Origin of the sequence: Lacrimispora sphenoides JCM 1415, assembly GCF_900105615.1 — a bacterium.
Lineage (GTDB): Bacteria > Bacillota > Clostridia > Lachnospirales > Lachnospiraceae > Lacrimispora > Lacrimispora sphenoides.
Window position 1 is genome coordinate 1,837,455 of sequence record NZ_LT630003.1, and the last position, 14,209, is coordinate 1,851,663.

The 14,209-nt window shown below is 45.3% G+C and carries 15 protein-coding genes; all 15 read right to left on the reverse strand.

Annotation, left to right across the window (positions count from 1 at the left end; genetic code table 11):
* Positions 1-158: 158 nt before the first annotated feature.
* Positions 159-836: an alpha/beta fold hydrolase gene (locus tag BMX69_RS08185; RefSeq protein ID WP_054790704.1), complete on the reverse strand. Its 678-nt coding sequence runs from the start codon at positions 834-836 to the stop codon at positions 159-161.
* A 9-nt stretch (positions 837-845) separates the two neighbouring features.
* Entirely contained in the window at positions 846-1,211 is a 366-nt protein-coding gene (locus BMX69_RS08190; protein ID WP_054790755.1) for a VOC family protein, read from the reverse strand.
* A gap of 186 nt (positions 1,212-1,397) precedes the next feature.
* On the reverse strand, positions 1,398-2,687 hold the full coding sequence (serS, locus tag BMX69_RS08195; protein WP_025233214.1) for a serine--tRNA ligase: 1,290 nt from the start codon (positions 2,685-2,687) through the stop codon (positions 1,398-1,400).
* Between the two features lie 133 nt (positions 2,688-2,820).
* Positions 2,821-3,657, reverse strand: a complete 837-nt coding sequence (locus BMX69_RS08200) for a pyridoxamine kinase (RefSeq protein ID WP_025233215.1) — start codon at positions 3,655-3,657, stop codon at positions 2,821-2,823.
* 8 nt (positions 3,658-3,665) lie between these two features.
* Positions 3,666-4,253 carry an ECF transporter S component gene (locus tag BMX69_RS08205; RefSeq protein ID WP_054790703.1) on the reverse strand — a complete coding sequence of 196 codons (588 nt, stop codon included), beginning with the start codon at positions 4,251-4,253 and terminating at the stop codon, positions 3,666-3,668.
* Between the two features lie 96 nt (positions 4,254-4,349).
* Positions 4,350-5,012 (reverse strand): thiamine diphosphokinase, encoded by a 663-nt coding sequence (locus tag BMX69_RS08210; RefSeq protein ID WP_278280716.1) that lies wholly within the window; start codon positions 5,010-5,012, stop codon positions 4,350-4,352.
* Positions 5,009-5,671: a ribulose-phosphate 3-epimerase gene (rpe, locus tag BMX69_RS08215; RefSeq protein ID WP_054790702.1), complete on the reverse strand. Its 663-nt coding sequence runs from the start codon at positions 5,669-5,671 to the stop codon at positions 5,009-5,011. The genes BMX69_RS08210 and rpe overlap by 4 nt, the downstream gene beginning before the upstream one ends.
* Position 5,672: 1 nt before the next feature.
* The gene (rsgA, locus tag BMX69_RS08220; RefSeq protein WP_054790701.1) at positions 5,673-6,551 is read right to left on the reverse strand and encodes a ribosome small subunit-dependent GTPase A; all 879 of its coding nucleotides are present in this window, start codon (positions 6,549-6,551) and stop codon (positions 5,673-5,675) included.
* A gap of 10 nt (positions 6,552-6,561) precedes the next feature.
* Positions 6,562-8,721 carry a Stk1 family PASTA domain-containing Ser/Thr kinase gene (gene pknB / locus BMX69_RS08225; RefSeq protein WP_100042084.1) on the reverse strand — a complete coding sequence of 720 codons (2,160 nt, stop codon included), beginning with the start codon at positions 8,719-8,721 and terminating at the stop codon, positions 6,562-6,564.
* Positions 8,718-9,464: a Stp1/IreP family PP2C-type Ser/Thr phosphatase gene (locus BMX69_RS08230; protein ID WP_100042085.1), complete on the reverse strand. Its 747-nt coding sequence runs from the start codon at positions 9,462-9,464 to the stop codon at positions 8,718-8,720. Before BMX69_RS08230 ends, pknB begins: the two co-directional genes overlap by 4 nt.
* 90 nt (positions 9,465-9,554) lie before the next feature.
* Positions 9,555-10,598 (reverse strand): dual-specificity RNA methyltransferase RlmN, encoded by a 1,044-nt coding sequence (gene rlmN / locus BMX69_RS08235; RefSeq protein ID WP_054790700.1) that lies wholly within the window; start codon positions 10,596-10,598, stop codon positions 9,555-9,557.
* A gap of 78 nt (positions 10,599-10,676) precedes the next feature.
* On the reverse strand, positions 10,677-12,008 hold the full coding sequence (gene rsmB / locus BMX69_RS08240) for a 16S rRNA (cytosine(967)-C(5))-methyltransferase RsmB (RefSeq protein WP_100042086.1): 1,332 nt from the start codon (positions 12,006-12,008) through the stop codon (positions 10,677-10,679).
* The gene (locus tag BMX69_RS08245) at positions 11,998-12,714 is read right to left on the reverse strand and encodes a zinc metallopeptidase (protein ID WP_054790699.1); all 717 of its coding nucleotides are present in this window, start codon (positions 12,712-12,714) and stop codon (positions 11,998-12,000) included. Before BMX69_RS08245 ends, rsmB begins: the two co-directional genes overlap by 11 nt.
* Positions 12,715-12,716: 2 nt before the next feature.
* Positions 12,717-13,706: a methionyl-tRNA formyltransferase gene (gene fmt / locus BMX69_RS08250; protein WP_100042087.1), complete on the reverse strand. Its 990-nt coding sequence runs from the start codon at positions 13,704-13,706 to the stop codon at positions 12,717-12,719.
* A gap of 2 nt (positions 13,707-13,708) precedes the next feature.
* A complete protein-coding gene (gene def, locus BMX69_RS08255; protein ID WP_025233226.1) occupies positions 13,709-14,203 on the reverse strand; it encodes a peptide deformylase in 495 nt (164 codons plus the stop codon).
* Between the last annotated feature and the right edge of the window lie 6 nt (positions 14,204-14,209).

Sequence of the window (14,209 nt, forward strand, 5' to 3'; positions counted from 1 at the left end):
CACCTGGGTTATCATACAATATTTTTTATAAGGTGTCAAGTGTTTTTTCTTTACACCCCTGATTTATTTAACCGAATCAAGGAAGCCCCACTTCAAATGAGAAAAGCTTTACGGGGCACGCCGTGATCAAGTAGGGTCACGGATTGCGAATGTCCGCTTTATTCTTCTCCCGGAATTGGTCGTTCAAGAAATTTCTTCATGTAATAATAAAGTTTTCTGCTGTGTACGATATAACTGCCATGCCCTTCTCCGGGAAGGATTTTAAGGCAGCTTCCTTTAATTTTCGAGGCAAGATAACGGGTATGGGATTCACGGACCATATCCCGTTCACCTGCCAAAAGAAGGACCGGAACAGGAATGCTCTCCAGCTCATTGACCGTTATCTGGGGTTCTTTCAGCATCATTAAAAGCTTTGGATCATGATTTATGGCTTCCAACAGACCGAATAGTTTAAGCCAGTACCATTTTAAACCCTGAGGATAAGCATTGGCACCACATAACACCAGCTTAGAAAAAAGCTCCGGATACCGGACGGCTGCAAGAATCCCGATGATCCCGCCGTCGCTGAATCCACAGTAACAGGGTTTTTCAAGCTTCAGCTTCCTGACAAATTCAGCCACGTCTTCCGCCATTGCCTTATACCCCAGTGTTTTCACTCTGGAACTTTTTCCATGATCTCTGGAATCCAGGGCATAAACGGTATAATTTTCTCTTAAAAGCTCCGCTGTATCATTAAAAATACTATGATCTTCTCCATTTCCATGGACAAGAAGGATCGCTGGTCCGTTTCCTGACACCTCATAGTATAACGTGACTCCATTTACTTCAATATACACGGCTTCTCCTTATCTGGTTGGAACAATCTCGATCCAATAGCCGTCAGGATCACTGATGAAGTAAATGCCCATGGCAGGGTTTTCATAACAGATAACACACATTTCCTTATGCTTTTGATAGAAGCTTTCATATTCATCCGTTTTGAATGCCAGATGAAATTCACATTCTCCCAGGTTATAAGGCTCTTTTCGTTCTGTTAAGTAAGTCAGTTCCAGGGTAAAATCACTTTTTCCATCACCTAAATATATCAGTTTAAAGGAACCGTCAGATGCTGTTTTTTCACGCACAGGGTTAAGTCCCAGTGCATCCTTATAGAATTTTAAGCTCTTTTCCAGATCAAGTACATTAAAATTAAAATGGTTAAATGTAATCATACCGCTGTCACTCCTTTTCATTTTTCGTATCGGCTGCGTTTCCTCTTTTATTGGATACGCAACAGTCTTTCGTCTTATCCATCATACCATACGTATGATCCCTCTTGTCAACTGCAACCGAATAACTTGTGCAGGAAATGTTAAAAGGTCCGGCCTTTCAGAAAAAGCCGGACCTTATTATAATCCTTATTTTTTCGGCATAAGTGCTTTCGTGCCTCCCATATAGGGCTGTAAAGCTTCCGGAATCTTCACGGTTCCATCTGCCTGTAAGTTGTTCTCCAGGAAAGCGATCAGCATTCTTGGAGGAGCAGCTACGGTGTTGTTTAACGTATGGGCAAAATACTTTCTTCCTTCGTCTCCAGAAACACGGATTTTAAGTCTTCTTGCCTGGGCATCGCCTAAATTAGAGCAGCTCCCCACTTCAAAATACTTTTTCTGTCTTGGGGACCAGGCCTCCACATCCACTGATTTCACCTTTAAATCCGCCAAATCTCCGGAACAGCATTCCAGAGTTCTTACCGGGATATCCAGGGAACGGAATAAGTCAACTGTATTCTGCCATAATTTATCATACCAATCCATGCTTTCTTCTGGCTTGCAGACAACGATCATTTCCTGCTTTTCAAACTGATGGATCCGGTACACTCCACGTTCTTCCAAGCCATGGGCACCTTTCTCCTTACGGAAGCAGGGAGAATAACTGGTTAAGGTCTGAGGAAGCTTTTCTTCCGGAAGGATGGTATCAATGAATTTTCCTATCATGGAATGCTCGCTGGTACCGATCAGATATAAATCCTCTCCTTCGATCTTGTACATCATGGCATCCATCTCGGCAAAGCTCATAACACCGGTAACCACTTCACTGCGGATCATGAAGGGCGGAATGCAATAGGTGAAGCCACGGTTTATCATGAAATCTCTTGCATAGGAAAGTACGGAAGAATGAAGCCTTGCAATATCACCCATCAGGTAATAAAAGCCATTGCCGGCCACTTTTCTTGCACTGTCAAGGTCAATGCCGTCAAAGCTTTCCATGATTTCTGTGTGATAAGGAATCTCAAACTCAGGAACAACAGGCTCGCCGTAACGCTCTACCTCTACATTCTCGCTGTCATCCTTACCGATGGGGACGCTGGGATCAATGATATTCGGAATGGTCATCATAATCTTTTTGATTTTTTCTTCCAGCTCACGTTCCTTTTCTTCCAATTGAGCCAGATGTTCGGAAGCATCGGTCACTTTCTTCTTCATTTCCTCTGCTTCTTCCTTTTTTCCCTGTCCCATCAAGGCGCCGATCTGTTTGGAAAGTTTGTTGCGTTCAGCTCTTAAAGCATCACCTTCCTGCTTTGCTGTACGGTTCTGCTCATCAAGTTCAATCACCTCATCAACTAACGGCAGCTTGCTATCCTGGAATTTATTTTTAATATTTTCCTTTACAATTTCAGGATTTTCTCTTACAAACTTTAAATCTAACATGGTATTCCTCCTGGTTTTTCCTCAATATTCTCTGCGAAAGTTGTCCGCATAATAGTCTGCCGTTGATTATACTACAAAAAAAGGGCAAAGAAAAGCCCCTTTCCTAAAATTCCCCATCCTTCGTCTCATTCTTTCACCGGATCAGCAAAGAAAGGATTTCTTCAAAGCACACTCCGTTTTTTATCGGGACATGCAGCTCATCGGATTTTATTATACTGGCCTTTACAAAACTGGCCGCTTTTTTCACTGCTTCTGTTAATGGAATCCCTTTCACGGTTTGGGCTGCAAGGATGCTGGAGAACACATCTCCGGTTCCCGGCCGTTCACTGCCGACATGAAGAGAACGCAAAAAGTGGGGTTCCCGGTCCTTCTCCGCCACTACATTGGTCACATAGTTGCCTTCCCTTACGCCAGTGATCACTACGGAATCCGGTCCCATATCCCATATCTCAGCAGCCATAGCAAGAAGCTCTGAACGCTTCCAGCCTGATGGCCGGTATTGTCTTCCGGTCAGGATACAGGCCTCTGTCAGATTGGGGGTCACAATATCACCATAGCCCACCAGTTCCTTCATGCGGCTGCACATCCGCTCCGTATAGGTCTGATAGGCTTTTCCGTGATCTCCCATAATGGGATCCACCAAAACCTTAGTTTCCGGTGTGCTAAAATCCTTAATCATGCCAATGACAATTTCAATCTGTTCCTCGGAACCTAAAAATCCGCTGTAAATCCCGTCAAAGGACAGATCCAGTTCCTTCCACTGTTCAATATATAAAGGCATTTTCTCCGTATAATCATCAAAAAAGTAGGTGGAAAATCCGGTATGGTTCGATAGTATGGAAGTGGGAACCGGACAGCACTGTACCTTTAAGGCTGAAAGAATAGGAAGAGCCACTGTGAGGGAACAGCGGCCATATCCCGACAGATCTTGAATAACAGCAATTTTTTTCTGATGTTTTTCTGATGTCATAAGAGCTCCTAACAAATTTTAATAAATAAACCGGACCTGATCAGGGCATTTCTAAGAGGCATGTAGATGAGGACGGAAACAATGGCGGAGGTGATTGCATTAATAGAAGTAGATGCAACGTTCCATGCCAGTGCCAGTTCTGCCGCCGGTTTTCCCAGGATCAGAAGCTTGTAAAAATAACCGACCAGAGGGTCAAAGATCACATTGAACAACAGTCCTCCTGCCACTGCTGTGATGGTCCAGGTCAGTATATGCTTTTTGTCAGAGGATTCATTGATCTTTCCGATTCTATGGGCCAGAAATCCGGTAATAAGGCCGATGCACAGTTTTAATAGAAAGGTCTTTGGCGCATATACCACATAAACCGGATCAAAAAGATCTCCGATGGTCATGCCGATAGCGCCGCCTAAGCCGCCGTACAGCCCGCCTAATAGAAGTGCTCCCAAAACGCAGACCGCATTCCCCAAGTGGATGGAAGTTGCATCCCCTCCCGGAAGTGTAATCTTAAATTGCAGGAATGTAAATACTACATAGGACATAGCGGCAAACAGTCCTGTCAGTGCGGTTTTATATATCCTGTTGTCTGTTTTACTCATTGGTAATTCCTCCCTTGCTGCTCTTGTTGTTCTTTATCTTAGCACGCAAGTGGAGTGATATAAATATCCAGTTTCGATATATTAAATCATACCAGTTTAGTCATGAGACTGGATACAAATCAGGGTTCCGGACGCGAATTCAATCGAGCCCTCTTCACCGGTCAGCTCATTGCTGATACACAGGCTGGTTCCTAAATCAATGTCCTTTTCATAAAGAGGATATTTGAAGCCGGTCAATGTGATTTTCTTCACTTCATTGCACAGAGGGAGGAAGGAAATATATTTCCCCCATAATGTTTCAGCCTGAAACGTCCTTCCCTCTTCAATCACTGTGATCCAGTTTTTTTCATCAACAATGGCTGCTTCCACACCCTTTTTCAGACAAGCATAAAGAAGATGAAGATTACCGATAAAATGGTCCATCCTTCCTCCTGTTGCCCCCAGCAGGACCAGCTTTGAACAGCCAAGTCCTATGGCGGTATTTATGGCAAGTTCTGTATCGGTTTCATCCTTTTCCGGTTTATGAATTTCCCAGGTGATATTATCTGAACTGTTTTTATATTCGGACAGGACCTCTTCTGCCACCGTGTCAAAATCTCCAACAATGGCATCCGGTTTTAACTGCAGCCTGGAAAGAGCTGCAAGCCCCCCGTCTACTGCGATGATTTTATCAAACTTTCTATTTTCCAAGAATTTGCCGGCAAATCCATAATCCATGGTTCCCCCGGTAACGATCAAACCTGTAGTTTCTTCTTTCACCCTTCATATTCCTCAAATATATTTAAGAATGCTTTTGTATTGTCAGCCGCATTGCCTTTAAATACAGCAGAGCCAGCCACAAATACATTAGCACCTGCCTCAATCAGTTCTCTCACATTTTCACAGGTCACGCCTCCGTCAACCTGGATATCTGTCTCTAAATTCCGCTCCCTGCAGATGCGCCTTAAGGCCTTAACCTTATCCAGGGTATACGGAATGAACTTTTGTCCGCCAAAGCCTGGGTTTACCGTCATGATTAAAACCATGTCCACTTCCGGAAGAATGAAATCCAGGACTGATAAGGAAGTTGCCGGATTAAGGGCCACTCCGGCCTTTAGGCCAGCTTCCTTGATTTGATTTATGGTACGGTCTAAATGGGTACAGGCCTCCGCATGGACACAGATGAGATCAGCTCCCGCTTCTTTGAAATCATTGATATATCTTCCTGGTTCCTCAACCATCATGTGAACATCGAATATCAGGTCCGTACAGCTCCGCAGGCTTCCGATGACCGGCATTCCAAATGAAATACTGGGCACAAATGCACCATCCATCACATCCAGATGAATGTACTGGGCTCCTGCCTCCGACACTTCAGCTACCTGCTGTCCAAGAATTTTAAAGTCTGCCGCTAATATGGAAGGGGCAAGTTTAAGCATATTAATATCTCCTTTTCTCTTTTAGATCCTGATATAAAAGCCGGTAATTTTCATATCGGCCCCGGTTTATTTTTCCTTCTTCTACCGCATCCTTTATGCCGCAGGTTTTTTCACCGATGTGCACACAGCCCAGAAACCGGCACTCGTCTTCATAGGGTTCAAACTCCGGAAAATAATCCTTCAGTTGACTGCACTCTAAGTCTTCTAAGTACATGGAACTAAATCCCGGCGTATCCATAAGATACGTATCCCGTCCGATGCCAAAAAGCTCCGAATGCCTGGTGGTATGCTTTCCTCTCTGGATTTTCTCGCTGATATTTGCAGTCTCCATCTCAGCCTGTGGATAAAGGAGGTTCGTTAAGGAGGACTTTCCCACTCCGGAAGGTCCTGCCAGAACCGTGGTTTTCCCACGCACCAGATCTCTGATTTCCTCAATTCCCTGATCGTCGTAGGTACTGGTAAAATACACAGGATAGCCAGCCGCCTCATAAATTTCTAAAAGAGCCAGCTTTTCTTCACTGCCTGACAAATCAGTTTTATTAAAACAGACTTTTACAGGAACCTCCTGAACTTCCATCATAACCAGAAAACGATCCAGCAGATTTAAGTTGGGCTCCGGATGGGTAATGGCAAACAACACCAGTGCCTGATCCACATTGGCTACGGCCGGACGAACCAGGACGTTTCTCCTAGGCAGGATTTGTTCGATGTTTCCTTTCAGTTCTATACTGTCCAGAACAGAAAATTCCACATCATCTCCAACCAAAGGTTTCACGTTTTTATTGCGGAAAATACCCTTTGCTTTGCATTCATAGATGTTTTCGTCCGTGCCGTGCACATAGTAAAAGCCTGCAATTCCTTTCAAAATTTTCCCTGTCATATATTGTTCCTTACGATTGTGGTACCGGTATAAATGTGATGTAATAAGAATTAATCACATCGCCGGTCTCTACATTTACGATCTCTACGTTCCCGCCGCTAACGCCGTAAGCGCCTTCTATATTTTTAAATGATACGGGAAGCAACTGGTCGCCAGCCATGGTAACAGGTCCCATTAGCTCTCTGATTTCGTCTCTCCCATTCACCGACTGCCTCAGCTGTATCTTTAAAGTAAGCTGGGTGCTGCCGGAGCCTGGTCCGATAATGTTCTGCAGTGGATAAGACTTATCAATGGAAGCCAGATATTTGACTTTGGCCTGCTGGGCAGTTCCGCTGCTGATAACATAATTCACAGCAGTTCCCGTCTCTACCTGGCTGTCAGCGGTTAAGGACTGACTGATGACATTGCCGCGGGGAACTGTCTCAGAAGCCGCTTCCGTAACCGTTCCCTGAACCAGTCCCACGTCAGCTAACATTTCCACGGCTACCTCCTGGGTCTGGCCGGTGATGTCCGGAACAGTGACCGGATTGACAAGAGCCGGACCGCTGCTTATAACCAGAGTCACGGTTTCTTCTTCTTTTGCCTTATCAGGGCTGTAACTGATTACATATCCTGCTGCTATGGTATCGCTGTTTTTCTGTTCCTCATTGACTTTCAGACCTTTGCCCTCCAGTGCTGCCTTGGCGGCAGCGCCATCCATCTTCTCCAGACCAAGCGTTGTTAAATCAAAGGTTTCGTGTTCCGGTCCTTTGCTGACCACCACGTAGACAGCAGAATACTTATCAATTACCGTACCCTCTGCCGGGTCCTGGGATACAATATCCCCTTTGTCTATGTTGTCATCAAATACGTAATCACTTACTTTCATATACAGGCCGCCGTTATCCTTTAACTTCTGCTCTGCAATATCCGTAGCCAATCCCACAACGCTGGTCATTTTTACTTTTTTGTCGCTTAAGGTTTCTTCCGTAGAAATCTCCGCAGTTGATTCGGTTTCCTTGGGAGAACCGGAACGGAACAAACCTCCTACCTTAGAGAACACAATGACCAGTACGATCACAATGAGAATGGCAACGACAACACCTGCCGCAGTCAGAAGCCTTTCGATTTTAGGATTGATGTCATCCTCTGAATCCTGTTTTCTGGCTCTGCCGTTTCCTGGCTGTCCGCCCGCATTTTTTTCCGGACGGCGTTCCGGGCGCTGCTCCTGATTTCTGTTTCCATTCCGGTTGGCAATAGGATCTGCCTGGATCTTCCGGCCGGAACGAATCTGTTCCAGCTCCGGTTTTCCGATAATAACCGTCTGGGAATCATCCACCTGGGAATTATACTGTACAAAATCTCCGTCAGGATTGACAAGTGCCTTCCGTAAGTCGGATATGACCTCTTGCATGCTGCCATATCGGTACTCCGGTTTCTTTTCGGTACATTTTAAAATAATATTTTCAAGCCCTACCGGAATGTTCTCATTATAATAGCTTGGCGGTGTGATAGGGTCTTCCAAATGGGCCAGGGCAACAGTTACTGTATTATCGCCCTGAAACGGAACTCTGCCAGCCACCATTTCATACATGGTGATTCCCAAAGAATAAACATCGCTTCTCACATCGCTGTAACCGCCTCTTGCCTGTTCCGGAGATATGTAATGGACAGAGCCCACTGCGGTCGCACTTAAGGTCTGAGAAGAGGCGGCCCGTGCGATTCCGAAGTCAGCCACCTTCACTTTTCCATCCCTGGCTATGATGATATTCTGAGGCTTGATATCCCGATGTATGATCCCTTGTTCATGAGCAGCTGCAATTCCCTGTGCAACGGAAATTGCTACACCGATGGCTTCTTTCACATCAAGACAGCCTTTTTTATTAATATAATTTTTTAACGTGATTCCTTCAATCAGTTCCATGACAATGTAATGGAGATCCCCTTCATCTACTACATCATAGATGTTTACGATGTTTGGATGGGAAAGGCGGGCAGCCGCCTGGGCCTCCATTTTAAACTTGCTGACAAAACCGCTGTCTGAACTGAATTCTTCTTTTAAGACTTTTATGGCTACAGGGCGGTTTAATTTATGGCACAGGGCCTTATATACATCTGACATCCCGCCGGAACCGATCTGATCCAATATTTCATATCTGTCCTGTAAAAATGTCCCCGGTCTTAAGATCATAAGCTTACCTCCCTGCCAATTTGCGGATCAATTAAAACAACAGCTATATTGTCTTTCCCGCCATTATCATTGGCTATTGTAATCAACTTTTCTGCCTTTTCCTGCAGTTCCAGTTCTGAGCATATAATTTCTTCTATCTCAGCGTCCTCAACCATATTGCTGAGTCCATCGGAACACATGAGCACATAATCTCCAGGTTCCAGACTGACTTCAAAAAAATCAACCTCCAGCTTATCCTCTGTACCAACCGCTCTTGTTATAATATTCTTTTTTTCCAGATAATCCCGGCTTCCGCGTTCCAGTTTGCCTAAAGACACCAATTCTTCCACGTAGGAATGGTCCTTTGTAATCTGTTGCAGCCGATTATTATTAACCAGATACAGACGGCTGTCTCCAACATTAGCCACATACATGGTAGTATCTTCGATCACCGCCGCCACCAAGGTGGTTCCCATACCGTTTAACTCTGTACTTTTCATGGATTCCTGATAAAGCATTCCGTTGACCTTCAAGATTTCATCCCGAAGAAGCGGAACAATACCAGACGAATCCGCCTGTTTTAAGTGAGCCACCAGACTTTCGGCAATATATCTGGAGGCATAATCTCCGGCCTGATGGCCGCCCATGCCGTCTGCAACTAAAAAAAGATTGGGCAGTGTGCCCAAAGGCTCTGCCTGGGCATAGACATAATCCTGATTGGCCGTACGGACTCTTCCGATGTCCGTCATAGCGCAAGCCTTCATCGTTTCATTCTCACTTCCTCTTTATTTCTGTAAGCAACGTGCCAGATGCGGGAATGCCTGCATTCCTTTATCCGGCGAATGCTTCAAAGGTCAATTTGTCTCCTGATTTAAAAAGCTTTTCCTCAGCTGTCCGCAGGCACCGTTAATATCTCGTCCCATTTCTCTTCTTATAGTAACATTTATTCCGTTTTTTTCAAGAAGATTTTTAAAGGCTTCTATTGCCTTCCGGTCTGACTGCACGTAATTGCGCTCCTTAATAGGGTTTACCGGAATCAGATTTACATGCCCATGCTGGCCCTTTAAAAGAGCCGACAGGGCGGATGCTTCCTTTAAATTGTCGTTGACACCGCTCACCAGGCTGTATTCAAAAGTAAGCCTTCTCCCTGTTTTATCAAAATACATTTGGCAGGCATCCAGCACATCCTTTAGAAGGAATCGATTGGCAACGGGCATCAGGGTTTTTCTCACCTCATCGTTTGGTGCATGAAGAGACAATGCCAGGGTAATCTGCAGATCCTCTTCCGCCAGTCGAAGAATTCCAGGAACGATGCCGCAGGTGGATACCGTTATGTTGCGCTGGCTGATATTCAGTCCGTTTTCATCAGTAAGAAGGCGAATGAATTGAACCAGATTATCATAATTGTCTAAAGGTTCTCCGGAACCCATGACAACCACATTGGAAACCCGTTCACCGGTAATTCTCTGGATCCGGTATATCTGATCAAGCATTTCAGAAGGGGTTAAATTTCTTTCCAATCCGTCAAGTGTGGAAGCGCAGAACCGGCAGCCCATGCGGCAGCCTACCTGGGATGAAATGCAGACAGAATTCCCATGCTTGTATTTCATCAAAACGCTTTCAATCACATTTCCATCGGAAAGGGCAAATAAGTATTTTCTTGTTTCATCTATTTTCGAAATCTTTTCCTCAACAACTGTAAGGCAGGTGAATTCTGTCAGCTGCATAAGCTTTTCCTTCAGTGAATTGGGCAGATTTGTCATTTCATTAAAATCAGAAGCCAGCTTCTGGTGCAACCATTCATAAAGCTGTTTTGCTCGGAAGGGCTTTTCTCCTATGGATACCATATAGGATGTCAGGTGTTCCATATCCAGAGATTTTATATCTATTTTATCCATTATCCATTTCCTCTATTCTGCCCATGCTCTTCGGCAGGGCCCACCCCGCTTTACCGGGTGTAAAGGTATGCCTGTGCTCTACCTTTTTTGAAATGCCGCAATAAAAAATCCGTCACAGGGATGGATTCCCGGCAAAAGCTGTATAAACTCCCGGTTTGCGGCGGCTGAATCCAGCCCTTCCCCAAGTTTTCCCTCCAGACTTATGCAGTCAAAAGGAAAATGCTCAAGAAACCACCGGGCATTTTCTTCATTTTCCTTTCGATTTATGGTACATGTACTGAAAATCAGGCGTCCGCCCGGTTTTACATATGCCTGGACAACCGACAGGATATTCCGCTGGAGCGCAGCCAAAGAATCCAGGGCTTCCGGCGTCATGCGGTATTTGATGTCCGGCTTTCGTCCAATGATCCCAAGCCCGGAACAAGGCAGATCGGCAATGACTATATCCGCCTTTTCCACTGAATCCGGGTCAGCCACAAGTGCATCCTGGACTTTTGTGCGGATATTTAAAAATCCGCATCGTTTCATATTTTCTTCGACCATATTTATCTTTAAGAGGCTTAGGTCCCGGACCTCCACCATGCCCGTCCCGTCAAGCTTATCTGCTATATGAATGCTCTTTCCTCCCGGTGCGCCGCAGACGTCAATGACGTAATCTCCCTTTTGAGGATCAGCGATTTCACCTACAAAACTGGAACTTAGATCCTGAACCTGGATATATCCCTTTTGGAATGCTTCCAGACCTTCCAGATAATCATATTTTTCAATGCAAAGCACTGCTTCTGAGATTCCGGACTCACTTACTTCTGTCCCCTGCTTTTTAAGGCTCTGAAGGATTTCTTCTTTTGAAGCCTTTGCAAAATTGCAGCGGACGGTGGTTTTTTTATTTTTTAAAAAGGATTCCATCATGGTGACTGCTGTTTCCCTGCCATAGGTTTCTTCCCACATGGATACGATCCATGCCGGCATAGAATAACGGACAGAATCATCGGGCCAGCCCAATCCCTCTTTATTTCTGGAAATATTCCTAAGCACTCCATTGACAAATCCCTTTAATCCTGTAAATTTCCGTTTCACGGCAAGTTTCACCGCTTCGTTGCATACGGCAGAATCGGGAACACGGTCCATATAAAGAAGCTGATAGACCGACATGCGCAAAATAGTGCGTATTACCGGTTTCATCTTTGAAACTTTTGTACTAGAAAAGGAATCAATGATATAATCGATCTGAAGCAGGTATTCTACAGACCCCTCTACGATTCTGGAAATGAAGGCCCGTTCCGATTTATCCAGATACTGATACTTATTCAGAGCCTGGCGCAGGATGATATGGCTGTAGCCACCCCGCTCCAGAATCTCTAACAGGATATCCAGTGAGATTTCCCTGCTGTCTGTCTCTTTAGTCATCATTCCTTCTTCCTCCAAACAAAATAACCAGCCTTAAAAGCTGAAGTACGGTTGCAGCAAGTGCTGCCACATAGGTAAGGGCTGCCGCACCAAGCACTTTTCTGGTATAACCTAATTCCTGGTCACCTAAAATCCCCACCTGGCCCAAAAGAGTGACCGCCCGGCTGGAGGCATTGAATTCCACAGGCAGGGTGATCAGCTGGAAAATTACCGCCAGAGAAAACAGGATCAGACCGATATTCACTAAGGGAGAACCGATTCCCCCTATAATTACCCCAAGAATAATGAGAGGCAGTGCTGCCTTGGAGCCAATATTGGCTGCCGGCACAATGGCTGCCCGGAGTTTCAGAGGAATATAACCTGTGTTGTCCTGCATCACATGTCCGCATTCGTGTGCTGCGACACCGATTGCCGCCACTGATGTGGAACCATAAACAGAGTCAGACAGGTTAACAGTTTTGGTTCTGGGATCATAATGATCCGTAAGCTGCCCGCCTACAGACCTTACCTGAACATCATAAATGCCCTGGGAATTTAAAAGGCGCTTTGCTGCTTCTGCCCCTGTCATTCCGGACATGCTTCTTACTTTTGAATATTTATTAAATGTGCTGTTCACCCTCGCAGATGCCACCATGGACAGAACTGCTCCGATGATGACCAGGATCCAGGTCGGATCCCAATAATATCCCATCATTCCGCCATAATACATAATCAGACTCCCCTTTCTTCTTTCTTGCCCACGTTTTCTGTGCTTTTAGGTATGTCCGCAAGCCGCTCCAAAACGGTGCCTTTTGCAATGGGATATCCGCGCAGAAACGCGTCAATATCCATGCATTTTTTCCCTTGCAGCTGAAGTTTTCGGATGGATAAGCCGCCTTTTCCGGTTTTTATGACCAGGCAGTCCCGGCTAACCTCTGCCACCTGGCCATAACCCCCTTCATACTCCTTATCCACTACTTCTGCTTCCCATAGTTTCATCACTTTTCCATTCCAGACTGTATAGGCGCTGGGCCATGGGTTTAATCCACGGATCAGGCGTTCAATGGATACTGCATCCATAGACCAGTCAATATCTCCCATAGACTTTTTTATCATGCCCACATAGCAGGCCTTGGAATCATCCTGGGGGATACGTATGGCAGTTCCATCTTCCAGTTTGTCTATGGTTTTTAAAATAAGCCTGCCTCCCAGCCTGCTCAGCTTATCATGAAGGCTGCCGAAAGTTTCTTTTTCATCCAAAAATATGGCTTCCTGGTCCAGCATATCTCCGGTATCCAGAACCTCAGCCATCATCATGGTTGTGACGCCGCTTTCCTTTTCCCCGTTAATGACCGCATATTGTAAGGGAGATGCACCGCGGTACTTAGGGAGCAGAGAAGCGTGGATATTCACACAACCGTATTTGGGAATATCCAGTATGGACTTTGGCAGTAGCTGTCCGAAAGCGATCACTAAGATCAGATCTGGTTCCAGATCCGAAAGAATTTTGACAAATTCCGGATCCCTGGCTTTGACCGGCTGGTAAACAGGGAGTTGGTATTCCAACGCCTTCTCCTTTACCGGAGTCATCTGGACTTCCTTCCCTCTTCCCTTGGGTTTATCCGGCTGGGTAACTACCGCAAGGATCTCATGTCCAGCCTCTTTTATAGCCTCAAGAGCGGGAACGGAAAAATCAGGTGTTCCCATAAATATGATACGCATAATTATTCTTCAACCTCTCCTTCTTCATCCTCATCCAGGGAGACATCCTCCAGCTCGCCTTCCACTTTGTCTACGTATAAATCGCCGTTTAAATGGTCGCATTCATGACAGATTGCACGAGCTAAAAATCCTTCTCCTTCCAGTTCGAACGGCTCCATGGAAGCATCAAAAGCTTTTACCCTTACGTAATCGGGCCTGGTAACCGTTCCGGATTTTCCGGGAACGCTAAGGCAGCCTTCCGGCCCGGTCTGACTTCCTCTTGTTTCCACGATGTCCGGATTAATAAGTACATACTGGTTGCCATCATCTACATCTATAACTACGATCTGTTTTAAAATTCCCACCTGGGAAGCTGCAAGGCCAACTCCATTTGATTCATACATGGTTTCAAACATATCTACGATCAACTCGGAAATCCTTGGTGTAATCTCTTTTACAGGTTTGCAGTGCTTTCTTAAAATTTCATCTCCAATGGTTCTAATCTTTCTAATTGCCATTTTCTT

What these genes read in the sequence shown, in the direction of transcription:
- BMX69_RS08245 (WP_054790699.1), bottom strand. Translation starts at nt 12,714, where the DNA reads ATGTATTATGGCGGAATGATGGGATATTATTGGGATCCGACCTGGATC.
- rsmB (WP_100042086.1), bottom strand. Translation starts at nt 12,008, where the DNA reads ATGATGACTAAAGAGACAGACAGCAGGGAAATCTCACTGGATATCCTG.
- BMX69_RS08200 (WP_025233215.1), bottom strand. Translation starts at nt 3,657, where the DNA reads ATGACATCAGAAAAACATCAGAAAAAAATTGCTGTTATTCAAGATCTG.
- BMX69_RS08205 (WP_054790703.1), bottom strand. Translation starts at nt 4,253, where the DNA reads ATGAGTAAAACAGACAACAGGATATATAAAACCGCACTGACAGGACTG.
- fmt (WP_100042087.1), bottom strand. Translation starts at nt 13,706, where the DNA reads ATGCGTATCATATTTATGGGAACACCTGATTTTTCCGTTCCCGCTCTT.
- def (WP_025233226.1), bottom strand. Translation starts at nt 14,203, where the DNA reads ATGGCAATTAGAAAGATTAGAACCATTGGAGATGAAATTTTAAGAAAG.
- rsgA (WP_054790701.1), bottom strand. Translation starts at nt 6,551, where the DNA reads ATGACAGGGAAAATTTTGAAAGGAATTGCAGGCTTTTACTATGTGCAC.
- pknB (WP_100042084.1), bottom strand. Translation starts at nt 8,721, where the DNA reads ATGATCTTAAGACCGGGGACATTTTTACAGGACAGATATGAAATATTG.
- rpe (WP_054790702.1), bottom strand. Translation starts at nt 5,671, where the DNA reads ATGCTTAAACTTGCCCCTTCCATATTAGCGGCAGACTTTAAAATTCTT.
- serS (WP_025233214.1), bottom strand. Translation starts at nt 2,687, where the DNA reads ATGTTAGATTTAAAGTTTGTAAGAGAAAATCCTGAAATTGTAAAGGAA.
- BMX69_RS08190 (WP_054790755.1), bottom strand. Translation starts at nt 1,211, where the DNA reads ATGATTACATTTAACCATTTTAATTTTAATGTACTTGATCTGGAAAAG.
- BMX69_RS08230 (WP_100042085.1), bottom strand. Translation starts at nt 9,464, where the DNA reads ATGAAGGCTTGCGCTATGACGGACATCGGAAGAGTCCGTACGGCCAAT.
- rlmN (WP_054790700.1), bottom strand. Translation starts at nt 10,598, where the DNA reads ATGGATAAAATAGATATAAAATCTCTGGATATGGAACACCTGACATCC.